This window comes from Thiocystis violascens DSM 198, assembly GCF_000227745.2.
Classification (GTDB): domain Bacteria; phylum Pseudomonadota; class Gammaproteobacteria; order Chromatiales; family Chromatiaceae; genus Chromatium; species Chromatium violascens.
Genome location: NC_018012.1, coordinates 1619297 through 1641626, shown reverse-complemented (window position 1 = coordinate 1641626; position 22330 = coordinate 1619297). Strand labels below are relative to the sequence as shown.

At 62.3% G+C, this 22330-nt stretch carries 18 protein-coding genes; 16 read left to right on the top strand and 2 right to left on the bottom strand.

Annotated features, from left to right (window positions below; translation table 11 throughout):
* Window positions 1-111: 111 nt before the first annotated feature.
* From blaOXA to THIVI_RS23495, 4 genes are all read left to right on the top strand, one after another.
* Window positions 112-888, top strand: coding sequence for a class D beta-lactamase (gene blaOXA / locus THIVI_RS07245; protein ID WP_014777965.1), 777 nt, complete (start codon window positions 112-114; stop codon window positions 886-888).
* A 130-nt stretch (window positions 889-1018) separates the two neighbouring features.
* Entirely contained in the window at window positions 1019-1294 is a 276-nt protein-coding gene (locus tag THIVI_RS07240) for a GNAT family N-acetyltransferase (protein WP_014777964.1), read from the top strand.
* A 56-nt stretch (window positions 1295-1350) separates the two neighbouring features.
* Entirely contained in the window at window positions 1351-2376 is a 1026-nt protein-coding gene (locus THIVI_RS07235) for an IS630 family transposase (protein WP_014777963.1), read from the top strand.
* A 39-nt stretch (window positions 2377-2415) separates the two neighbouring features.
* Window positions 2416-6492: a phosphorylase family protein gene (locus tag THIVI_RS23495; protein ID WP_083845722.1), complete on the top strand. Its 4077-nt coding sequence runs from the start codon at window positions 2416-2418 to the stop codon at window positions 6490-6492.
* 663 nt (window positions 6493-7155) lie between these two features.
* On the opposite strand, the gene THIVI_RS07225 is transcribed toward THIVI_RS23495, so the two are convergent.
* The gene (locus THIVI_RS07225) at window positions 7156-7767 is read right to left on the bottom strand and encodes an NAD(P)-dependent oxidoreductase (protein WP_014777961.1); all 612 of its coding nucleotides are present in this window, start codon (window positions 7765-7767) and stop codon (window positions 7156-7158) included.
* Between the two features lie 55 nt (window positions 7768-7822).
* The gene (locus THIVI_RS07220) at window positions 7823-8398 is read right to left on the bottom strand and encodes a CIA30 family protein (RefSeq protein WP_014777960.1); all 576 of its coding nucleotides are present in this window, start codon (window positions 8396-8398) and stop codon (window positions 7823-7825) included.
* Window positions 8399-8965: 567 nt separating this feature from the next.
* Between THIVI_RS07220 and ssb the strand changes: the two genes are divergently transcribed.
* The 12 genes from ssb to brxC all read left to right on the top strand — a co-directional run bounded on the left by ssb (window position 8966) and on the right by brxC (window position 22327).
* Entirely contained in the window at window positions 8966-9478 is a 513-nt protein-coding gene (gene ssb, locus THIVI_RS07215) for a single-stranded DNA-binding protein (RefSeq protein WP_014777959.1), read from the top strand.
* A gap of 101 nt (window positions 9479-9579) precedes the next feature.
* On the top strand, window positions 9580-10518 hold the full coding sequence (gene bet / locus THIVI_RS07210) for a phage recombination protein Bet (protein WP_014777958.1): 939 nt from the start codon (window positions 9580-9582) through the stop codon (window positions 10516-10518).
* A gap of 93 nt (window positions 10519-10611) precedes the next feature.
* Complete coding sequence (locus THIVI_RS07205) at window positions 10612-11697, top strand: YqaJ viral recombinase family nuclease (protein WP_014777957.1); 1086 nt, start codon at window positions 10612-10614, stop codon at window positions 11695-11697.
* Between the two features lie 265 nt (window positions 11698-11962).
* Window positions 11963-12919 carry an AAA family ATPase gene (locus tag THIVI_RS07200; RefSeq protein ID WP_014777956.1) on the top strand — a complete coding sequence of 319 codons (957 nt, stop codon included), beginning with the start codon at window positions 11963-11965 and terminating at the stop codon, window positions 12917-12919.
* Window positions 12916-13263 (top strand): hypothetical protein, encoded by a 348-nt coding sequence (locus THIVI_RS07195; protein ID WP_014777955.1) that lies wholly within the window; start codon window positions 12916-12918, stop codon window positions 13261-13263. Before THIVI_RS07200 ends, THIVI_RS07195 begins: the two co-directional genes overlap by 4 nt.
* Before the next feature lie 77 nt (window positions 13264-13340).
* Window positions 13341-14405 carry a DUF3150 domain-containing protein gene (locus THIVI_RS07190; RefSeq protein ID WP_014777954.1) on the top strand — a complete coding sequence of 355 codons (1065 nt, stop codon included), beginning with the start codon at window positions 13341-13343 and terminating at the stop codon, window positions 14403-14405.
* Window positions 14406-14524: 119 nt separating this feature from the next.
* Window positions 14525-15319 carry a hypothetical protein gene (locus THIVI_RS25620; RefSeq protein WP_052314977.1) on the top strand — a complete coding sequence of 265 codons (795 nt, stop codon included), beginning with the start codon at window positions 14525-14527 and terminating at the stop codon, window positions 15317-15319.
* A complete protein-coding gene (locus tag THIVI_RS25615; protein ID WP_052314976.1) occupies window positions 15273-16331 on the top strand; it encodes a cobaltochelatase CobT-related protein in 1059 nt (352 codons plus the stop codon). Before THIVI_RS25620 ends, THIVI_RS25615 begins: the two co-directional genes overlap by 47 nt.
* Window positions 16332-16665: 334 nt before the next feature.
* A complete protein-coding gene (gene brxE, locus THIVI_RS07175; RefSeq protein WP_052314975.1) occupies window positions 16666-17271 on the top strand; it encodes a BREX-6 system BrxE protein in 606 nt (201 codons plus the stop codon).
* Window positions 17271-18056 (top strand): hypothetical protein, encoded by a 786-nt coding sequence (locus tag THIVI_RS07170; RefSeq protein ID WP_014777952.1) that lies wholly within the window; start codon window positions 17271-17273, stop codon window positions 18054-18056. The genes brxE and THIVI_RS07170 overlap by 1 nt, the downstream gene beginning before the upstream one ends.
* A gap of 14 nt (window positions 18057-18070) precedes the next feature.
* Window positions 18071-18691, top strand: coding sequence for a DUF1788 domain-containing protein (locus tag THIVI_RS07165; protein WP_217160948.1), 621 nt, complete (start codon window positions 18071-18073; stop codon window positions 18689-18691).
* Window positions 18692-18706: 15 nt separating this feature from the next.
* Complete coding sequence (brxC, locus tag THIVI_RS07160) at window positions 18707-22327, top strand: BREX system P-loop protein BrxC (RefSeq protein WP_014777950.1); 3621 nt, start codon at window positions 18707-18709, stop codon at window positions 22325-22327.
* The last annotated feature ends 3 nt before the right edge of the window (window positions 22328-22330 follow it).

The following is a 22330-nucleotide window of genomic DNA, read 5'->3' as shown; positions in this document are numbered from 1 at the left end:
CGGATAGAGTATCGGTAGTGCGTCACATCCCATCAGAGCGGACGGTCACCGCTGATCCTGATGGCGAGCACCGCCCTGCCATCTGTCCACCTTGCTCGCTCGGGTATCCTCATGCATCGCCTGCTCTTCACACTGGTCGCTGTTCTGCTGTCTTTTTCTGCCCGCGCCGAAGACTCGGGCATCGCATCGCTCTTTGTTCAGGCGGACCGCGACGGTACGCTGGTGCTGTCCTCGCTGCGCACCGGCGAGACCTTCATTCACAATGATGCACGCGCGCAGCGCCGCTTCTCCCCGGCCTCCACCTTCAAGATCTTCAATACCCTGATCGCCCTCAAGGCCAAGGCGATCACCGGGGCCGACGACCGCTTCACCTGGGATGGCCAGCAACATGCCTTACTGGACTGGAATCGGGACCAGACAATCGCCAGCGCCTTCAAAGTGTCCTGCGTCTGGTGTTATCAAACCCTGGCACGTCGTGTGGGCGCCGCGCCCTATCGCGAGGCGATTCGCCAGGCAGCGTATGGCGAGCTCTCCGAGCCCTTCGCGCTGACCGAATTCTGGCTGGATGGTTCGCTACGGATAAGCGCGATCGAGCAGGTCGACTTCATCAAGCAGGTGGTGCGACGGACGCTACCCTTTAGTACGCAGGCCTATGAAACCTTGCGCGACATCATGGTCGTCGAGCAGACCCCAGCCTGGACACTACGCGCCAAGACGGGCTGGTCCACGCGAACGAGCCCGTCGATTGGCTGGTATCTTGGCTACGTCGAGACGCACGACGACACCTGGGTGTTCGCGACGAATTTCGACCTCCCGGACGCAGCGGATCTACCGCTACGCCAGTCGTTGACGCGCGCGGCCTTGCAGGCCAAGGGCGTTCTCGAATGAGGACTTGGTCCTGCGTCGCCGGAACCCGATGACCAACGAGCAACGGATCCCCCTGTTTCAGGCGATCGGCTAGGACAGCGCAACGATCCCGCGCGAGCCCCCACGACCCATCAAGCCAGGAGTCAAAGGCATGCTGATCCGCACCGCCGTGGTTGAAGATGCACCGGCCATTGCCGCGCTGGTCGGAGACCTGCTCACCGAGATCATGACGGTGATCGCTGAGCCCGTTTTCCATTTTGATCTGTCCGAGACCACCGAGCGCCTGGCGCGCTTCATCCGGGAAGCGAGGTATGTCGTGTTCGTTGCCAGCGACTCGGCAGGGCCGGGTCCAGAGGAATTGATCAGTGTTTCCTTGAATTTCCTATCTCTCCTATTTCCTAATCCCTTCTATACCTCTCTCATCTGAGATTTTCGTTCGGCGCCTTCGTGTAACCGCCTAATAAATCGTGTATTCTCCTGCCCATGCTCGACTACACCCTTCCTGCTGCTGAGCTTGCCGCCTTGCGTGCGGCCCATCGGAGCACGCGTGAGAAGCGCGCGGCCGATCGCATCAAAGCCGTGGTGTTGCTCGCGACGGGCTGGAGCGCGGAGCAGGTGGCCGAGGTGCTGCAGGTCGATCCCAATACGGTGCGCACTCATTTCCGCCGCTATCAGGACGGTGGCGTCAAGGCGCTCGTCAACCTCGCCTATCGCGGCAGCACCTGCGAGCTCAGCGAGGCTGAGCTTGCTTGCCTCGACGCGCACTTGCAGACGCATGTCTACCTCACGGCCAAGGCCGTCGCCAAGTGGGTGGAAGACACCTTCGAGGTGGCCTACACCGAGAGCGGGATGACGGCGCTGCTGCATCGTCTCGACTATGTCTACAAAAAGCCCAAACTGATCCCAGGCAAGGCCGATGCCCAGGCTCAGAAGCGCTTCCTGGCCGAGTACGAGAAGCTCAAGCAAACCAAGGGTGAGGAGGATCCGGTGTACTTCATGGACGCCGTGCATCCGCAGCACAATCCGGTCATCGCCGCCGGCTGGATCAAGCGCGGTGAGAAGCCGCAAGTGCGCTCCAACACGGGGCGCCAGCGCCTCAACATCAACGGGGCGATCAACCTCGAGCAACTCGAGCAGGTCGTGCGCTACGACGACACCATCAATGCCGAGTCCACCATCGCCTTGCTCACGCAGCTCGAAGCGCTCCATCTGGCCGCGGCCTGGATCTACGTCATCTGCGACAATGCCCGGTACTACCGCTCCAAAGCCGTCCAGGCGTACCTCAAAACCTCGCGGATCAAGCTCGTCTTTCTCCTGCCGTACGCCCCCAACTTGAATCTCATCGAGCGGCTGTGGAAGTTCTTCAAGAAGCAGGTGCTTTACAACCGCTATTTCGAGACGTTCGCAAACTTCAAAGCCGCCTGCGAGGAATTCTTCAGCAACCCGAATCAATATCAGGGTCAGCTGAGCTCCTTACTGACAGAAAACTTTGCCATTATCGGTGAGTGAAAAACCGAAAATCTGGCATTAGCTGGGTATACGTAAAGCATGGAACGGAAACACATCTTCTTACGTCAGTTTCCCCAAGAGTCCGTCGCGGCAATCATAGAGCATTGCAAATCCCTCGCAACTATTGACGCCGACGTAGTGATGTTCATGGCCAGAAAGGCTGCATGCTTTTATCATAGCCTGCAAAGCCTTGGGCTGGTCAATTTATTTGGAAAGACCGTCGTCACAGACCGAGTCCTAGCCATGGATACCAGGTGGCTACAAGGTAAGAAGGTTGCTATAGTCGATGAGGCTCTAGTATCTGGCTCTACGCTATGGAAGGTGCACCGCCATCTGCAATCAATTGGCGCAGCGCCCACAATACATGTATTCTATGTAAATAGGGAAACTTTTAATCCGGAAATCTTGGCCCTGGCACCCGGATATCTGGAACTTTCGGATCGCGACTCCGCGATAATCAGTACCAGCATGGTTCGTGCAATGAGCGTCGTTCCTCGACCCTATTCGGTGGACTACCCTCTTTACGTACCGATTGAACTTCGTTCCGATGACGCGCCTGCGCTTTGGTCCCACCCACTGTGGCGAGTTAGTGATTGTTCCACTGGCCTGCAACGCGACTGCGATGTTTTTGTGCTGACAGTTGAACCCACGCCAAAGCGACTAAGCGCGTTTCAGCGACTCATAGGTATGGGTTCGCAACTGAATGCACTATATAAGATAAGGATTTACGGTCGGGTGTCAAATAAGGGAAAGGTAATAATAAGACTGGTCCCAATGATCATACTTGGACCGCTGTATCGAGAAACAGTCGATGAATTGTTTGATAGCCTAGTGGGAGCCGTCGATGCATCTCCCACCGGACCTACACCAAGAGAGTGGTTCTCATCATCCACATCAAGACTTTCCGCAGTGCAGTATGTGTTGTCACACAGGTTGGCGGAGCTATGGTCTTCGGACATAGCTAAACTGCTTTCTCGTACGTTTGCGTTGGTCGATGATGTAAGAGAGATGCAACTGCTGTTCGCCCCGGAAGCAATCAGATCCGTACAAGATGCAATCGCGTCCCTCAAAACAAGAATAGTATCTTGCGAATTGTTTTCAGTTAGCCTGCCGAGTAGCATAGACCTGCCGCTAGTGCCGGAAGGTCTAGACGGTCTTTCGATCACCTATGGAATGAATTACCCATTCGCATGGCTTTACGAACATAGAGAGAAAACAGTCCGACGTCATTTATTAACGACTGGAAAGGCGGCGTTAGAGCGTGAAATCAACGCTATTGGATTGGATAGGCTAGAGCAAGGCTTTTCTTTGGATGAGTTGCTTGCGTGGGCAAATTCATTCCTCGGAGATGGAATTGATCCATGCCGCGTAGTTTCTCATTTTCTAGACCTTGCGATTGACGAAGGCATTGTAGTCCCTATCACCGCAAAGCGGACATTGGATAATGAGGATGGAGAGCGGGATGTAATATTTCGAGCATATCGGCATGGGGAAGAAGCGCATTTGTCAACCAGAAACCTAAAACTCGCTGCCGCATTATTAATCGGATTATCGGAGCAAATAAGTGAAGCCGCACTTCCCAGAATTGATATTGAAAAGCTGCTTGTTCTGTTTATCAGGTTCGGCGCCCAGAAGCGCTTTATCGAGCCGCCCAGCATGGATTCACAATCCGTATTGGCAGTGACCTACGATAAGTTTGGCGCTGTCGTAAAACAGGGAAGCGACAGCTTTGTCGCGCACAGTGATAGCGACTCTTTGGCCCGGATACTGGTTAATGCCGGAGTAATCGAGGATTCCGCGTCGAAAGATCGGAAGTCGGAACAGGGGTACAAGCTGGCGGTAGCCATGCCTTGGACGCGGGACGATATAGAGAACACGGATGGGTATCAAGATGCAGTTATGGCTGGCTATTTATTGGGACAAGTATTTGGCGATGGCAAGGGTGTTTGGAGTCCCAACGAGGAATGCACCAAACTTTCTGGGCAGTTAAATGATGAGGAAGTTAGAACTGATGTTCTCACTCTAATTGCCACCTGCGATACTGCGGAGCATACTGCATTGGCTCTTGCGGCCGAGATCGCGATATTCTCTCGAGTGTGGGCACGGAATAACACCGCACTTCGATACAAGCAATTTAAGTCGAAAGCCGAACTCGTTGAGTTTCGGTCAGAGAATTTCTTTAGGACGGTGAATAGTGGGCAGTGGAAGTATAGAAAGTGGCGCGGCGGTGAATCGCAGGAATGGGCTAGGCGTATTAGAGAATGCTTGGAACGCATGAGTCGTCACATATGGGATTCGTATCAGGAACAATTGGTTGTTGGAGGGGCAGAAGACAAGAAAGATCGTGTGTTAACGCTGATTCAAGGCGCGGGGAACTGGTGCTTGAGTGTATTCGCTTTATATCTTATATGGGAATATTGGGCGTACTTTGTGTTCGCATCTAGCTCTGAGCGGGATGAGCATTTGAGGGCGATTAGTCGCAGTCGCACGCTAATTAAATCAGCTCGCGGGAGGTTCTCGCACCCGAAGGAGTGGACGGCGGTATATGATTCGAAAAAAGGGACAATTGCCTTGCCTGAGGCGTTGGCTAACAAGGAGCGAATCTTCACGCATTTTGAGCGGTACGTTGTTGAAGGCCGATCTATCTTCTCAGAAGTGCAAGCGCTCATTAGCCCGGGCGGGAGAGTTAATAACATTCTCCCCTTCCGGTCTGCGGCGCGCATTTCGCTCAATCCGATAGCGGGTGAAGAAGAGAATGTGCTCGAGACAGTACATGAACTTCTTGATGAAATCACGGGCAGGGTTGCCCAGCATAAACCGACTAAGCGAGTACAGGCATTGCTGCAGGCTCCAGAGAAGGGAAAGAAGTCTTGGTGTATCGTGTTTGAGCGGACAGGCATGACTTGGGATCTGTTCATTAATGGATCAGACGAAGATGGGTGGCTAGCGTATATTGTCGGGGAATTTTATTCACGGATCGATGCGAAGATATCAGCCACAATCTTGATCGGGGTTCCGAAGGAGTTGGCCCCATACCAAGTGGCTCCGCGAAGTGGAGTGGTCGCACACTACTATGAGCATTTTTTAGGCGCGGTATCACTGGAGGAAGAAGGAAAGGGGAAGATTACCTTGGTTTCGCCGAAGTCATTTGACGTGACAAGAGTGATGCAGATCGTCCAGACAACGTTAAGGAGAAAGGCTGGAGTATTGTACGAAGATGTTCTGGATGGGAAAATGGTTTATAATGTATTGGTAGCCGTCAAACGGTCGGTTTTTGGCTACGAGGCAGAAAGTGTTAGGGGAATTTCGGAGGTTGTTATGTCTGAGACAGTCGATGTTGGGCTAATCACTATACTTCCTGACGAGGCAGCGGCCGCGAAAACTCATCTGAAGCAATACTATCCAATAAAGAGGATTCCCGGGCGGATATCGAAAGATAGATATGAGATTGTCAAAGTACCCTCCAGTGATGGGGGTGTGCATTCGGTAGTTCTTGCACGGGCTGTGCGGGAGGGTAATCTGTCCATCATTAATGTCGCCAGCCGTATTCAGCAGGAGTTTAATCCAAAGCTTCTTGTTGTGCTAGGGCTTGGTGGTAGTATTCATGAGAAGCACCATGCGGGTGATGTCCTTTTCGTGACCGATGTGCATTATTACGAAGGGGGGAAGGATACCGAAGAGGGGTTGCAGAGGCGCTTGAGAGCGTGGCAAGTTCCCGCGCCGTTGCTTGCGAGGATCGGCGATTATTTCGAAGACAGAGGAGGCGATGAGATTACTCTTACGTGTGAGGAGGCGAGTTTCGGAGCAAAGCGTGGAATTATTGGGTCAGGTGAGAAGGTGCTGGCGAATGAGGATTCGGAGATTCGTACGTTCTTGGGATTAGTGAACGACAAAACCTATCAAGTTGACATGGAGTCGGGCGGTGTCGCGAGTTTCGCCCATGAAGTGGAGCTGTTGAGAGATTCGCGTCTGAAAGGAGTCTTGGTCATTAGAGGCGCTTCTGACAAGGCTGACAAACTGAAAGATGACTCAACTAGGGTCGCGGCCGTTAAGAATGCAACATGTGCGTTTGTCGATTTTTTGAGTAGTCTCGACAAGGGATTGGAGGATTTGTAGAGACGGGAGGAGCATCTGTGGATGCTCTAGGACTGGGCGTCGGCCTGGTCACGGTGGCGGGGCTCGGCGACATCGAAGGAACCTTAAGTGCCGGGAATGGATGGCCACTTGGCATCAGTGACGACGGTCTTGACCCAACGGAATCGTTGGAACTCACTGGAAGAACTTCTGGGGGTGATCATGGCTGCGCGATTGCTTGGCTAGGACCGCACCGTCAGCGGAAAGATCTCGCCGCGCCATCGGTGATCGCAGACAAGGGTCTTGACTTCTGCCTCTTGGCTAAGGCGAAGAGGCAACACCACGCAACCCCGGGGACAGTACACGTAACTCAAGGCCCCGGAGAGTGTCCGCTGCCCACTCGACTGCGGACCCGAGCCTGCGAACCACCAGTGTCCGGAAGTGGCCGAGTCCTTCCGGATTGCCGCCGTCGGTGAGTTTCCGCAATTGGGACTCAGCGGGCTCAAAGAGGACGTTGAGCAATTGTCCCCAGGTCCAGTGAGCGTCTCTGTGGATAACCTGTGTCATTCAGCCGTAACAAGCCGCCAGGATTGAGAAAACCGCGTACCGGTCGCTTCTTGACCAGCGTTAAACCCAGTTGGTCGTACAGAGGGGATCAGCCGACGTTGGATCACAGGCGGTCCCAGCTGCCAGGCGCCGCGACGCTCAGGTGACCGCCGGTGTCTGATGCAGAAAGGTGTCGTCCGTCAGTTGGCGAAGCACGAAATCCGCCACATCCGCGCGCGCAATGCGACCCGACTTGAGGGTTGGATCGACGCCGAAGCGATAGGCGCCGGTGCGGGGACCATCCGTTAGTCCGCCCGGCCGCACGATGACCCAATCGAGCCCGCTCGCTTTCACCAACTGCTCCTGTTGCACCTTGGCCTCCAGGATCGATTTCAGCATGAGGTCCATCACCAGCCGAAACGGCCAGGCGATCTGAGCGCGACTGTCGCCGACGCCGAGGGAGCTCACGACCACCAATCGGCGCACGCCGGCCTCCTGCATCGCGGCCAGGATGCGCGCGGTGCCGGGGGACTCGATGGGTGCTTGTCGACCGCGTGAGCCGAGCACGCAGATGACCGCCTCCGCACCTTCGACACAGGTGGCCACGGCCTTTGGGTCGAGCACATCCCCGCCGATCGTCGTCAGACCGTCCCGGGGATCAAGCGTGGTGGGATCGCGCGCGAGGGCCGTGAGGGTGTGACCCTGCTCCAGTGCCTGGGCCAGGACCTGCCGGCCGGTGCCGCCGGTTGCGCCGAAGAGAGCGATCTGCATGGCGTTGTCTCCTGATCGTTGTCTGTCCAAGAAGCGATCTGACAGTGAGGGCGGCTCAGCCGGAAGGCGAGGGGGCTGAGCCAGCGTCCAGGTCCCGATACCAGCCCACTTCCGCGACGCAGATCTGTGCATGAAAGGCCCGTCCGATGGCGACCAGGCCGAGCTGCGTCAGCTGGCCCGTATCGAGCGGCGCGCTCAGTCGATTGGGGGTGAAGTGCTCGAAGGGTATCCGGATCTCCTGCCAGTCCGGCCCAGCGACAAAGGTCGCACGATAGGCTTGCCAGGGCAGGGTGCAGTCCCGGCTCTTGAGATGCAGGTTGTAGCGCTCGCCATTGCCACTGACGATCAGCCGCAGTCCGACAAAGTCCGCTGCGTCCAGCGGCTGGCCCCGGCTGGTCAGATCCAGATTGACCTGCAGGAAGCCGCCGTTGTGTTCCAGCTTCACCTCGCCCTCGACACAGAGTGCCCGGCGTCTGTCCATCGCTGTGAACGACATCCGCGCCGAGGAGACCCCACCCATGACGGTGTCCGTCACCAACCGCCAGTGGGTTCCGAGCCGCGATCGCCCGTCGGGATCACGGAAATCGTCGATCAGTCCGTCCGCAGACGAGATGGTTGCCTTGAGGGTCATGGGGAGTCCTGACGTCTGGAGGGAATGGGAAGGTTGGGGCGCCGAGGTTAAACGCGAAGCCTTGCGACTGGAGGGTGCAGCCATCGCCTGTCGTCGCCGGGCGGTCGCTACGCATCGCCCGCTGGGGTTGCGCGACCTCCATTCGCGTGCTAAATAATCAAGCAGTTGCTTGCTGCTTCCATCGCGCGAGTGACCGGCCTGCGGAGGCCCAACTCCGCGCACCACCGGCGCCATCCCCTGGCGCCCCTCACGCGCCGATTGACGGCGTCTGATCCCGGCCAGGCTGTCGGGACGTCCTGAGCCCGCGTGCGTCCGCACCGCTGATCCTGACCCTGAGTGCCGGACTCCTGTCGCCTCGGCGTCGCCATGCGTGATCGGCGTCGTCGAGACGACAGATGTTCGCGCGATCTCATGACCTGAGATCCGTCATCGCCAGCGCGGGCGATTCACAAGACCGCGCGCACCATCGGCCAGCCTATGCTGGTTCGCAACCCCTGGGGAGACCAACTTCCCATACGGGGATGGCGTCTTCCCGTTGAGTCCGTTCATGCAACAGGAGACACAGCCATGTCACGCGGTATCAACACCGTCACCCTCATCGGCCACCTCGGCGCGGATCCCGAGATTCGCACTTTGCCGAGCGGCGACCCGGTCGCCAAACTCTCGCTCGCCACCGGCGAGACCTGGAAGGACAAAACCAGCGGCGAGAGCCGGGAACGCACCGAATGGCACCGCGTGGTGCTGTTGGGGCGTTTCGCCGAGATCGCCGGGCAGTCCCTGCATTCGGGCGCCCAGGTCTATGTCGAGGGTACCTTGCGCACCCGACGCTACCAGGCCCAGGACGGCGGCGAGCGGTTCGTCACCGAGGTAGTGGTCGAGCACAACGGCACGCTGCTGATGCTCAATGGCCACCCGAAGGCGACCGTCGAACCGGCGCGGACGACGTCTGCCAGCGGTGCGCCGCCGACCAAGCCACCCTCAACGCCATCTGGGGCAGCGACCACCCCAGCACGCGGACGACCCCAGCCCACTGCACCAGCCGTGCCGGTACCCGAGTTCGACGACAGCATCCCGTTCTGAGGGATCCTCATCCGGCCACGCCACGCCACGGCGTTGGCCATCACCCCACCGGGGCACTTGTGCCCTCTGGGGTCGGTGCCCCGTCTGCGTTCGGAGGCATCATGAGCAAACCTAATCAAGCCCTGACCACTGTGCCCGCCTGTCGGCTGGCGATCCCCGCCCAGAGTCTGGCCGAACTCGGCCTCGATCCCGCCACCTGGCAGGTCTTGGTCGAGTCCATCTTCCCCGCTGCCAAGACGGTTGAAGGCGTGCAGTTGGCCGTGCGCTACTGCCAGGCGCGCGGACTGGACGTGATGAAACGCCCGGTCCACGTCGTGCCGATGTGGAATCGCACCCTGGGCCGCGAGGTCGAAACCGTCTGGCCCGGCATCGCCGAGGTCCAGACCACCGCCGCGCGCACCGGACAGTGGGCGGGCATGGATCCGGCCCGCTTCGGCGCGGACGAGACCCGCACCTTCGCCGGTCGCGCCAAAACCGACGACGGCTGGCAGGAGCTGAAGGTCCAGGTGACCTTTCCTGCCTGGTGCGAGGTCACCGTCTACCGTCTGGTTGGCGGGGTGCGCTGTCCCTTCACCGAGACGGTGTTCTGGGAGGAGAGCTATTCGCGCATGGGTGGTGGCGAGGTGCCCACGGCCATGTGGGTCAAGCGCCCGCGCGGTCAGCTCCTGAAATGCGCCAAGGCCGCCAGCCTGCGCGCGGCCTTTCCGGAAGAGACCGGTTATACCGCTGAGGAAATGGCCGGCAAGCCGATCGATGGGGAGCTAGTCGCTATGACGGTGGCGGTGCCCGCGACCGGTTCACCTGCCGCGCCGCGACCCACGGCAACGCCGGACACACCCTCTGACCAGGTCCCCCCGGATCTCGACGAGGCGACCCAGACCCAGATCGAAGGTCTGATCCTCCGCGCCGCCAAGAGCCGTGCCTGGGCTTCGGCCCAGGACTACTTCAAGGGGCGCTTCCAGGGCGAGGTACTCGCCTATGCCCTGGCCGAGCTCGATCGTGCCGAGCAGGCGGCCCAGCCTTCTGCCCAGGCTGCCTGAGCAACCCATAACCGACCGGCGACGCCGGTCATCTTCCCCCGACGGGACACCGCTCCCCTGGGGAAGGGGTGTCCCTGATCCCTGGAGCACCCGATGAAGATCGTCAATCTCTCTCAACGCACACCCGAATGGCTGACCTGGCGCCGTCAGGGCGTTACCGCCTCCGAAGCCGCCGTGATTCTTAACCGCTCGCCCTACCAGACGCCCTGGCGTCTCTGGGCCGAGAAAACCGGGCTCTGTGCCCCGGCGGATCTGTCCGCTAATCCCTTCGTCCAGCGCGGCATCGCCCTGGAGGATCAGGCCCGGCAGGGCTTCGAGCAGCGGCATGACACCCTGTTGCTCCCGGTCTGCGCCGAATCGACCGCGTATCCCGTCCTGCGGGGCTCCTTCGACGGTCTCACCGAGGCTGGCGAGCCGGTCGAACTCAAGGTGCCGGGCCAGAAAACCTGGGACGCCGTGGCCCGCGAGGGCGAGACCAGTCTGGCCTTCGGGCTCTACTGGGTCCAGGTACAGTTCCAACTCGCGATCACCGAGGCCGCGCAAGGCTGGCTGGTCTTCGATCCGGTCAGGCCCAACGTCCGGGCGCTCGAATTCGTCATCGCGCGCGATGCGGCCTTCATCAAGGGCGAGCTGATTCCGGCCTGCCTCCAGTTCCATGAAGCGGTGCGGAAACAGCAGGAGCCAACCCCGGATTCCGAACGGGACTGTTACGTCCCCGAGGGGGAGGCCCGCGCGGCCTGGGAGCGCCTCGCCACGCAGTACCGCGATGCCGACACCCGCGCCGCGCGGCTGGAGACCGAACTCAAGGGGCTCAAAGCGCAGATGGCCGAGGCCCAGGGCGGATTGGTCGCGCTGATGGGCGACTTCCTGCTCGCCGATCAGGTCGGATTACGGATCCTGCGCTACCAGCAACGCGGCACGCTCGACTATGCCGCCGTCCTGGGTGCGATCGTCCCCGATCTGGATCCCCAGCTCCTGGAGCCACACCGCCGACCTGCCAGCGAGCGGGTGCGGGTAACGCTCAAGTGCGACGACACGGAGCCGGCACCGGCCGAGCCCGACAAGCCCCGACGCCGTCGGCGGAATGCGTCAGCCCAAGCGTCCGCGCCGACAGCGGACGATTCCGCTGTCTCGGTCACCGAGACCACCCTGGAACCAGAGCCAATCGGCTATTTCTGACCACCACCCAGCCGTGCCCCACGCGGGCACGGTCTTCACGGCAGAGGGTTTGCCCGTCAGGCTTCACCCGGCCTGAGGGGCAAACCCTTTCCGACGCGCTCACTGCCTGAGCCCGTCCATCGCCTGCGGGGGCGATCCACCAAGACCCCGCGCACCACCGCCCGGCCTCGCGCCGACATCCATCCGCCAGCCCGCGCTGGCTTCACCCCACGGGGAGATCCGTCTCCCCCCTGGGGGCGGCGTCTCCCCTTCGCCGGAGAGACGCATGCGCACCACCCAACGCTTCAACATCGCTCAGACCTTCGGGGTCAATGCCCCCAAGGGCCTGACGATCGAAGGCTTCGCCGACGACGGGCATCCGCAGATCCCTGTCCTCACTCCTTACGTCTTCCGCCAGGGACTCTCCTCGGTGCTGGCCTTCCTGCGCCAGGCCGGGGGCGATGCCTTCCTGCTCACCGGCCCGACCGGCAGCGGCAAGACCTCGCTCATCTGTCAGGTCGCGGCCCGGCTCCATTGGCCGGTCCAATCCGTCGCCTGTCACGGACGCATGGAGCTGTCTGACCTGGTCGGGCAGTTCGTGCTGATCGATGGCTCGACGCGCTTCGTCCATGGCCCGCTGGCCATCGCGATGCGCGAGGGCCATCTGCTGATCCTGAACGAGATCGACCTCATGGACCCGTCCGAGCTGGCCGGCCTCAACGACGTGATCGAGGGCCAGCCCCTGGTGATCGCCCAGAACGGCGGTGAGGTCATCCGACCAAACCCGACGTTCCGGGTCTTCGCCACGGGCAACTCGGCCGGTGCCGGGGATCCCACCGGGCTCTATCAGGGCGTGCTGCGCCAGAACCTGGCCCTGCTGGACCGCTTTCGCGTCCTGCAGGTCGGCTATCTGCCCCCGGATGACGAACTGGGGGTGCTGCAAGCCAGTGCCCCGAGCCTGCCGCGCGAGGTGGCGACGCTGATGATTACCGTCGCCAACGAGATCCGGCGACTCTTCCTCGGTGAAGGCGAGCAGGGCGCCGAGCTGACGGTGACGCTTTCCACCCGCACCCTGGTGCGCTGGGCACGCCTGGCGCTGACCTTCCGCGGGGCGCCGCAGCCGATCGCCTATGCCCTGGAGCAGGCGCTGACCGCGCGGGCCGAGCCCGAACAGCGCGAGGCTATCCACCGGCTCGCCGCCGATGTGATGGGTGACCTCTGGAGCGGAGGGACCGCGCCATGAGCGAGCCCTTTCAGCTCTATCGTTACACCCATGCCGATGGCTCGGCCAAGGACTGGGCCTGGCGGCGCCGTCAGGACGGTTCCAGCGACGTGCGCTGGGGCCGTGCCGGGCACTTGGCACAGAGCCGGATCTATCCCGCCAGCCGCTTTGAGCGGCTGCTGCGGACGGTCCAGGCCAAGCTCGCCAAGGGCTATGTCGATCTGGGCATCCGTGAGCTGGATGCGCAAGGGCGCCTGATCGAGCCCGAGCCCGAACCACCACCCGCACCCAGCGTCCCGACGCCTCCGATACTGGACATCGATCTGTCCGCGCTCGACAGCGACATCGACGACGACTGGTTCTGACCGCAAACCAACCAAGCCGATGGGCCTGCCACAGACCCATCGGGGCCGGTGGTGCGTCCGCTCGGCGGGAGACCATCATGACGACCACCACACTCGATGACACCCTCATCACCCTGACCGAGCGCCTGTCGCTCATCGTCCTGACCGTCAGCACCTGGTCCGGGCGCAAGAAGCTGCGGGCCGATGACCTGGGCCTTCAGGCGGGCGAGATCCCCTCTGAGGAGCTGGTCTCGCTCGGCAGCAAACGCCTCTGCAATCCGGACGCGATCCGCGTCTTTCACACCATCAAGGGCCAGGCCGAGCGTGCCTGCCTCAAGGTCGGCACCCGCTTCCTCGGCGGCTATCTGGTCCCCAACGACCAGGTCGACGGGCTGAGCGGCGTACTCGATGGGCTCAAACGCGACTTCGAGCGCGAGGTCCAGTCCTTCCTGGCCGAGTACGACCGGGAGATCGCCGACTGGATCGCCCGGCATCCCGACTGGGAGCGGCAGCTGCGCGCCGCCGTGGACCCGGCCGAGGCGATCGGAACACGCTTCTCCTTCCGCTACCGCCCGCTGCTCATTCAGCCGGCCGAAGGGCATCGCGAAACCCTCACAGAGGACATCGCCGAGATCGGCCACACCATCTTTCACGAGGCCGCGCAGATCGCCGTCTCGCTGGAAAAGAGCCTGGTCGGCAAGGACAGCCTGACCCAACGCGCGCTCGGGACCTTTCGGCGCATCCAGGAAAAGCTCGCCGTGCTGTCGTTCGTCGACCCACGTATCCAGCCGATCCTTGAGCTGGTGGATGGGTTTCTGAGCCGGGTGCCCAGGCGCGGTCCCATCAGTGGGGCGCTGTTCCAGGAGGGCTTCGGCCTCTGGCTGCTGCTCTGTGATGAGGCGCGTTTGGCCCGGCATGGGGCGGGGCGGCTGGCGGGTGAGGTTGATCCCGACAGTGACCCGCCGGGGCTCGACAGTGATGTCGATGCCCAGCGCACGGACGCCGAGCGGACTGCACGCCTGGACCTGGACGATGACAGCGAGTTGACGACCGAGATAGACAGCACAATCACGGCGTCGGTCGCCATCCGGGAGCCGACGGTGCCCCAGGGCATCGAGATCGCGGACGCGACCGAGGACGAGACGCTGGACTGCTTCTTCTAGCTCAATCCGCCCCGACAGGGGCGATCCAACCGCCGCCGGCAATCGCCAGCGGTCTTCAACCCACCGGGGTGCAGCGTGCCCCGGTGGGGGCGGCTGTGTCCCCGCACCGGAGAGACAGCATGCACACCAAGACCCTGCATCAAGCCATGCCCATCGTCGCCACCGCACTCGCACGCAAGTTCGGCGTTGCGGTGATCGTGGGCGGCACTCAGGCGCAGACCGACGGGCGCACCATCTGGCTGCCGGATCTGCCGGCGGCATCCAACCTGCGCCCGGTCGCCTGGGGCTTCCTGGCTCATGAGGCGAGCCATGTCCGCCATACCGACATGGCGGTGTTCCAGAGCGCGGGCGCGGCCTCGCCGCTACGCCAACATCTGCTCAACATCCTGGAGGACATCCGCATCGAGCAGGCCATCCGGCATCAATACCCCGGCACCCGCGCGACGCTGGAGCGGGTCATCGACTGGATGCTGGCCGAGGGGCAGCTCAAGATCCCTGAGGCCGATGCGCATCCGGCGCGGATCCTGACCGGCTTTCTGCTGCTCAGTCTGCGTGCCCGGGCGCTGGGCCAAACGGCCCTGATCCCGCATGCCACGGCGGCAGAGCGGGTGTTGCGTCAGACCTTCGCGGCCTCGTTGGTCCATCGTCTGCTGGGTCTGATGAGTCGGGTCGGCGGGTTGACGAGCACGGCCCAGGCCGCCGCATTGGCGGCCCAAATCGAAGGGCTGCTCGAAGAGGAGGCCGAGGCGCAGCCGCCGACCACCCAAGACAGCGATTGCGATTCGGGTCAATCCGACGAGGCCAATGATGGGGGGGGCCGGGCAGGGCAGTCCTGGAGCCGATCCGGAGACCGCCGAGACGGACGCAGTGAACGCGGCCGACCCCAGTCCCGCAAATACCGCCACGGACGATGACACAGTCGAGGGGGACCGCGCGCAGTCGGCTGACGCCGAATCCGGTACGGATAATGACACGGGAGATGACACCGTCGATGGCAATACGAGCGGCGACGGCGCTTCCGGACAGTCCGATGCCCAGGACGCTGTCGGTCAGATCCGCCAAGCCCTCGCGGCCACGGCGGACGACCTGGACGGTGATCTGTTCGAGGCCACCCGTCTCATGCTGGGCCAGGCCGGAGCTGATGGCTCCAGTCCGTTGTTGATGCCGGCGGCCGAGGAGGCCCATGTCGATCCGCTACGCGGCAAGCTCCTCCTCGACGAGGCTCAGGCCAGCTCGCGGACGCTCCTCGCCCGGCTCCAGGGCCTGGTGCAGTCGAGCCGGCTCGATCGGCCCTTACCGGTCCATCAGGGGCGCAAGCTCATCCCCAATCGGCTGCATCGGGCCGGGGTGGGGGAGGGACGGCTCTTCGCGCGCAAGACGGTGTGGACGACGCCGAACACCGCCGTGCATCTGCTGGTCGATTTGTCCGGCTCCATGTCACGCCCGGTGACCACCAGCGTGCGGGCCTATCAGGTGGCCCTGGAGGCGGCGCTCGCCTTGGCCTTGGCGCTTGATCGCATCCCGGGTGTCTCGGTGGCGGTGACTGCCTTTCCGGGCGAGTCCGGGGATGAAGCGACGGTCACTCGTCTGCTCCAGCATGGGCAGTGTCCGGCGATTCGAGCCGGTGCCTTCGCGCAATCACCCCGTGGCAGCACGCCCCTGGCGCAAGGGCTGTGGTTCGCGGCGGCGGATCTGCTACTGCGCCCGGAGCCTCGGCGCCTCATCCTGACCCTGACCGACGGCGAGCCCGATGACCTAGCGTTGGCCGGGTCGGTCATCGCGCAGTGCGAGCAGGCGGGCCTGGAACTGCCCGCGCTCGGCATCCAGCACGATGTCTCTTCGCTGTTCCGGCACAGCCGGGTCATCAAGGCGGTCGGCGACCTCAAGCAGGCCCTGTTCGGTCTGGCTGAGCGGCTGCTGGTCTAGGGCGGGCCGCTTGTTCTTAACATCTGCTTTGCCCGACGGAGGCCGTATCACCTGCACGGGATAACCGGGCAGGTGATCCCGGCATACATTCCGGTTCAGCCATGATTCAATGTGTTCCGACCGACGCGCTCCGGGGCGGAGCCCCGGAGCGCGTCCTCTCTATCGCCCGCTCTTGAGCTCTTGACGGTCGAGTGGACAGGCTCGCTTTCGTAGTTCATGTTGGCGAACTGTGCCTTGGCTCGCTCCCCGGTCAGCTCTCATAATTCAGGGAGCGATCTGCCTCTGGCCTATCGAGATGCCTTGCTGCCAATTCCCATGAATTAATCATATAATTATGTTTTATAAAGAAAATAATAAAAAATTCGTCGCAGGTCAGCCACTGCCTCAATCATCCATCGATGCCGCGCTGACAGCTCAACTTGCCGTCGCCTGGGCGGGTGAGGGCGGTGAGAATCGGCGGCTCGGATGGTGGCGATCGGACTTGGTGTCCGAGTTCAGTGGCGAAGATCTCTTTCGGCGTCTACTCCCTCACAGCTGGCAATGGGCGGTTCTGCAGGGTGCGCGCGAGGCAGCTCGGATCAAGGATGCAGAGCGACGTGTGCAGGATCATGACCCGGACCAGATTTTGTCCCTTTATCATTTGGGCTTCGAAATCGATGAGCGGATCGAAGACCGACTGCAATGCCTCAAGGACTCGGGGGCGCCTCCTCGGGAGGCACTCCCAGGGCTCGCGGATGTCATCGAGTCGGACTGGAATCACGATCACTTCCTCGATTGGGCTCAAGGGCACGGTGAAGTGGAAACCACAGTGACCCCGGCAGGTCGTCGCCTCAAAGGCCGTAGCTCCGAAAGTCTCGAGCAGTTGGTGCGTCGCTTCGTCGCGGCTCTCGCCCCGCTTGGGGACACCTACCCGTTGCCGCATGTCCGGAGGACGGCTTGATGCCGGGTCTTGCTGAGGCGACCCAGTCGCATGCACGTCTGCTCAAATGTACGCTGGCGATCGAGGATTCACGTGCCTACTGGTCGCGGACCGATGGCACTGGGTCCGTTACCTCGCGCCAGGCGTTCGATGAATACTGGTTCGGCGCGCGCAGTCTAGGGCGCATCGAGGTCTTGCTGGCGAGCCTGCGTGCACGCTTCGATGTCTTTCCTCCGGCCTTGGACGTCCTGCACCGTTGGTCTCGGATGGGACCCGAGACGCGGCGGATCATCTGTCACTGGCATCTGCAACTGGCTGATCCACTTTACCGTGCCTTCACCGGCGGCGATCTGGTCGCCCGACGCGCCGATCCGCGTCCAGAGGTGACGCGCGACGGCGTGATCCGTTGGCTCGCTCTTCAGGGCACCGCGCACTGGACGCTGTCCACCCGGATCGAGTATGCCGGCAAGCTGCTGTCGACCGCCCTTGCCGCCGGACTCGTCGCGTCGAATCGTGACCCACGTCAGCTTCTGACGCCTCGGATCGAGGATGAGGCATTGGAATACCTCCTCTATCTCCTGCGGGGCATCCAGATCACCGGGACACTGCTCGACAACCCCTATCTTGCTTCGGTCGGGTTTGCGGGTAGTGCTTTGGAGGAGCGAGTGCGGCGGTTGCCTGGAATCCGCTTTCGTCGCCAGGGTGACTTGATCGATTTCGGCTGGCTCTACCCGAGCCTCGATGCCTGGGCAGACGCCAATCTTGGCGCCGATCTTCCGCTGCGGGCCGCAGGGGGTATTGGATGACCCTGCCCCTGTTCATGCCATCTCCCTTAAAGGACGGCTTCAGCGCTTTGCGGTGCGATCTCATTCACGAGGACGGACCGCGCATCAGCACCATGCGCAACTATCGGTTCGCGATCCTTCAATACGACCCGGCCGAGGAGTTCAAGCTGCGTGCTGAGGTTCAGCGGCTCAGTGCCGATCTGATCGCCAGCGGCTGGATGGTGCTGTCGATCAGTCTCCAGCGATTGCTGCTGGAGCGTATCCGGAGGCAGGGGCCAGAGTGGGTCGACCGTGTGATCCAGATGGAGCGGCAGATGGCCCATATCGCCCCCGAGCGCGGACTCAATTATCTCAAATCCAAGCTTACGCCCTTGATCGAAGGCCCCGATGGGCTCGCCGCCGATTGCAGCCGCCTCATCAGCGCGCATGCCGACCAGCATCCGGAGACGCTTGACCAGACCCTGGCGCTGATCGGCCGCGCCGGGGCGCTCTATCCCTTCTTCCGCTCCTCGGCACTGCTACGTCATCTCGACGGCCGCACCCGTGGGGTCCCGGTGGTCCTGCTCTATCCCGGTAAGAAACAGGGCAGCAAGGGCCTCTCCTTCATGGGTATGCTCAACCCGGACAGCGACTACCGCCCGCGCATCTATCCCTAGGAGTCCCCGATCAGCATGGACATTCGCGATCTTTTCGTCTCTGACGTCACCAGAGACATTCCGCCGGTCGTCTATTTCCACGAGCAGAGTCCCGAGAAGCTCGCCGCCGAAGTTTCCGAGTACATCATCACCGGCGGTTGGCCCGAGGATCACCCCAATCATCGACGTGTTCCGGATGGCATCCACGAGCAATACGTCCGTCTGCTGACCCACATCGTCTCCGAGCTGGACAAGCCCGGTGGCCCAGAGCTGCCGAACGTCTGGTGCGCTGGCTTCTACGGGTCGGGCAAGTCGAGCTTCGCCAAGCTGCTGGGTCTCTCGCTCGACGGCGTGGTCCTACCAGACGGGACCTCCCTTGCCGAGGGTTGGCTACGCCGGGACACCTCGCCCCGGGCCGCCGAGCTGCGCTCTGCGTGGCAGGCGCTGCGTCAACGAATCGACCCCATCGCCGTGGTCTTCGACATCGGTGGCACGGCGCGCGACAACGAGCACATCCACGCGGCCGCCGTGCGTCAGCTCCAGAAGCGGCTCGGGTATTGCGCCACCGAGGCACTCGTCGCCGACTTCGAGCTGCGGCTCGAGCGTGACGGTGAGTGGGCGCGTTTCGAGCGCGCGGCCGAAGAGGTGCTGAGACATCCATGGTCCGAGGTCAAGGACAAAGCCCTAGCGGAGGAGGACTTCTCGCTCGTCCTCTCGGTCCTCTATCCCGAGCGCTATACCGATCCCATGAGCTGGTTCACCAGCCGCGGGGGCACCCATCAGCGTGCCGAGTCCCCCGAGGAGTCCGTCGCCGCCATCCGGGACATGCTCCGCTTCCGACGTCCCGGCGCGACGCTCTTCTTGGTGATCGACGAGGTCTCGCAATATGTCCTCGCCAGCAAGGATCGCGTCGACCGGCTGCGCGCCTTCGCCACCGCGCTAGGCGCGACCCTCAAGGGGCAGGCCTGGCTGATGGCGCTCGGCCAGCAGAAGCTGGACGAGGAGGCCGACGATTCCTTCCTGGTCTGGGCCAAGGACCGCTTTCCGCCCAAGCTGCGGGTGCATCTGGCGGCGACCAATATCCGCGACGTCGTGCACAAGCGCTTGTTGCACAAGAGGCCCGAGGTCGAGCCCGTCCTGCGCGAGCTCTTCGAGCGTCATCGCCCCGATCTCAAACTCTATGCCTATGGCTGCGAGACTGTCAGCGCGGATGACTTCGTCGAGTGCTATCCGCTGCTTCCCGCCCAAATCGACCTGATTCTGCAGCTCACCACCGCGTTGCGAACCCGCTCGGCCCGCGCTCAGGGCGATGATCAGGCCATCCGTGGGCTGCTGCAATTGCTCGGCGAGCTGTTTCGCGATCAGAAGCTTGCCGATCACTCCGTCGGGGCGCTGGTGACACTCGACCAGATCTATGCCGTCCAGCACACCGCACTCGACTCGGATGTTCAGGCGACCATGGCGCGCATCCTCGGCCAATGTAGCGCGGACGCCGATGCCTTACTGGTGCGTGCCGCCAAGGCCGTCGCCCTCCTGGAGCTGATCCAGGAGACCATGCCCACGGACGCCCGATTGGTCGCCCAATGTCTCTACGACCGTCTCGATCGCGGCAACCAGCTCGCGAAGGTCACTGAGGCGCTGGAAGAGCTGCGCCGGCGTAACCTGCTGGGATACTCGGAGAAGCAGGGCTACAAGCTGCAATCATCGGCCGGGGAGGAATGGGAGCGCGAGCGGCGCGACATCGGTGTGGCCCGCGAGACACTGACCGCGATCGTGCAGGAAGGACTCAAGTACCTGCTGTCCGAGCCGGAGCGCCCCCGTCTGCAGGGTCGTCCATTCCCCTGGGCCGCTGTTTTCTCCGATGGTCGCCGCGCCGATGACCTGACCCTGATCGACCCGCGCGACGAGGCGGCCTTGCGCGTCGATTGCCGCTTCCTGGCCAGCGAAGAGCGGACCGAAAGCACCTGGGTGCGTCGCAGCGCCGAGTCATCGCTGGCGGATCGCCTGATCTGGGTCGCTGGCGAGAGCGAGATGGTCGAGCAGTTGTCCCGAGAGCTTCATCGCTCGCGCGCCATGGCCAGTAAGTATGAGCCGCGTCGGGAATCATTGAGCGGCGCGCGCAAACTGCTCTTGCAGCAGGAAAAGAATCGGATCGAAGACATCGAGACACGGGTACGCGAGGCCATCGCGGTGGCCTGGATGGCGGGGCGCCTTTACTTCCGTGGGCGCGCGCTGTCCCCTATGGATCAGGGCGGCAGCTTCGGGACTGCGGTCAACGGCGCCGCGACCCTGATCCTCCCCGAGCTCTATCCGCACTTCATCGCTACCCAGATTCTGCCCGCCGAACTCATGCCCCTGATCGCAGCCGAGCTGGCCGGGCCATCGCCTAAGTTTCTCCCCGGTGAGCTGGGGATCCTCGAGCTCGATTCCGGACGTTATGTCCCGGCCTGCAGCGGTGTCGTCCCGCTGCGCGTTCAGGAGCGCATCGAGTCCGAGGGCGGTCTGGCGGGGACCTCCTTGCTCGCCTGGTTTGGCGGGCCGCCATACGGCTATACCGTCAACGTCGTCAAGGCGTGCGTCACGGGCTTGTTGCGTGCCGGCAAGGTGCGGATCCAGCCCGAGGGCGGCAATGAGATCACCGCCATCCGCGATGCCGGGGTGCGCGACCTCTTCGAGAAAGACCGAGCCTTTCGCCGCGCCACCTTCTTTCCGGCCGGCGAGGACGATATCGGCTTCAGTGCGCGGGCGCGCATCTGTAAGTTCTTCGAGGAGCGGCTCCAGCATCGGATGGAACGCGAGGATCATGCGATCGCCGATGCCGTCGGCCAGTATTTCCCCGCCCTGGCCCAACAGCAGCGAGCCGTCCTGACGAATCTGGACCGGTTGCCTGGCGAGCGCCGTGATTCGGATCTGCTGCGCAACCTGGGCGAGGCACTGGAACAGTGCGTCAGTGTCTGTCGCCAGACCAAGCCGACCGTCAAACTGGTCAAGAAATGGCTCGACGTCCTGAGCGACGGCGTGCAACAGCTCCAGATGCTCGCCGCCGAGCTGACTTCGGACGCCATCCAGGCGGTCAGCGCGCTGCATCAGGTCTTGACCGTCCAGGCCGCACAGCTCGCCGAGATCGGCAGCCTGACGCCAGAGATCGAGGCCGTCATGGGGCGGCTGACCGATCAGCTCGCCGCCGAGCGTCCCTGGCGTGACATCGCCGCGTTGGAGCCCGATCTGGAGACGATTCGATCGGCCTATCGTGCCGAACGTGAGCGCCTTCTACAATGGCAGGAGCAGCACGCCGAGCAGGCGCGAGCGCGGATCAAATCGCGCATGGGCTTCAGTACCCTCACCGCCGACCAGTCTCACCGTGTGCTGCGATTCCTGACGCGCGCCGTGACCGACACTGCCGCCGAGGCCGTGGCGCCCACCCTGAGCCAACTCCAGGATCCCTTCCTGCTGGCCTTGCAGCGAGCCGAGGAAGATGCCGACGACGCCCTCGACGAGATCCTGAGCGAAGGTGCGCGGCCCTTGTTCAAGCGTGTCGATCTGCGGCTGCGCAACCGTGAGCTGACCAGCGAGGCCGAGGTCGATGCGCTGCTCAGCGAGATCCGGGCGCAGCTTCTGGAGCAATTGCACGCCGGAGCACGGGTGCGTCTGCTGTAGCGG

Bases quoted from the DNA above. Each gene is read 5' to 3' on its own strand.
- blaOXA (WP_014777965.1), top strand. From the start codon at position 112: ATGCATCGCCTGCTCTTCACACTGGTCGCTGTTCTGCTGTCTTTTTCT.
- THIVI_RS07240 (WP_014777964.1), top strand. From the start codon at position 1,019: ATGCTGATCCGCACCGCCGTGGTTGAAGATGCACCGGCCATTGCCGCG.
- THIVI_RS07235 (WP_014777963.1), top strand. From the start codon at position 1,351: ATGCTCGACTACACCCTTCCTGCTGCTGAGCTTGCCGCCTTGCGTGCG.
- THIVI_RS23495 (WP_083845722.1), top strand. From the start codon at position 2,416: ATGGAACGGAAACACATCTTCTTACGTCAGTTTCCCCAAGAGTCCGTC.
- THIVI_RS07225 (WP_014777961.1), bottom strand. From the start codon at position 7,767: ATGCAGATCGCTCTCTTCGGCGCAACCGGCGGCACCGGCCGGCAGGTC.
- THIVI_RS07220 (WP_014777960.1), bottom strand. From the start codon at position 8,398: ATGACCCTCAAGGCAACCATCTCGTCTGCGGACGGACTGATCGACGAT.
- ssb (WP_014777959.1), top strand. From the start codon at position 8,966: ATGTCACGCGGTATCAACACCGTCACCCTCATCGGCCACCTCGGCGCG.
- bet (WP_014777958.1), top strand. From the start codon at position 9,580: ATGAGCAAACCTAATCAAGCCCTGACCACTGTGCCCGCCTGTCGGCTG.
- THIVI_RS07205 (WP_014777957.1), top strand. From the start codon at position 10,612: ATGAAGATCGTCAATCTCTCTCAACGCACACCCGAATGGCTGACCTGG.
- THIVI_RS07200 (WP_014777956.1), top strand. From the start codon at position 11,963: ATGCGCACCACCCAACGCTTCAACATCGCTCAGACCTTCGGGGTCAAT.
- THIVI_RS07195 (WP_014777955.1), top strand. From the start codon at position 12,916: ATGAGCGAGCCCTTTCAGCTCTATCGTTACACCCATGCCGATGGCTCG.
- THIVI_RS07190 (WP_014777954.1), top strand. From the start codon at position 13,341: ATGACGACCACCACACTCGATGACACCCTCATCACCCTGACCGAGCGC.
- THIVI_RS25620 (WP_052314977.1), top strand. From the start codon at position 14,525: ATGCACACCAAGACCCTGCATCAAGCCATGCCCATCGTCGCCACCGCA.
- brxE (WP_052314975.1), top strand. From the start codon at position 16,666: ATGTTTTATAAAGAAAATAATAAAAAATTCGTCGCAGGTCAGCCACTG.
- THIVI_RS07170 (WP_014777952.1), top strand. From the start codon at position 17,271: ATGCCGGGTCTTGCTGAGGCGACCCAGTCGCATGCACGTCTGCTCAAA.
- THIVI_RS07165 (WP_217160948.1), top strand. From the start codon at position 18,071: ATGCCATCTCCCTTAAAGGACGGCTTCAGCGCTTTGCGGTGCGATCTC.
- brxC (WP_014777950.1), top strand. From the start codon at position 18,707: ATGGACATTCGCGATCTTTTCGTCTCTGACGTCACCAGAGACATTCCG.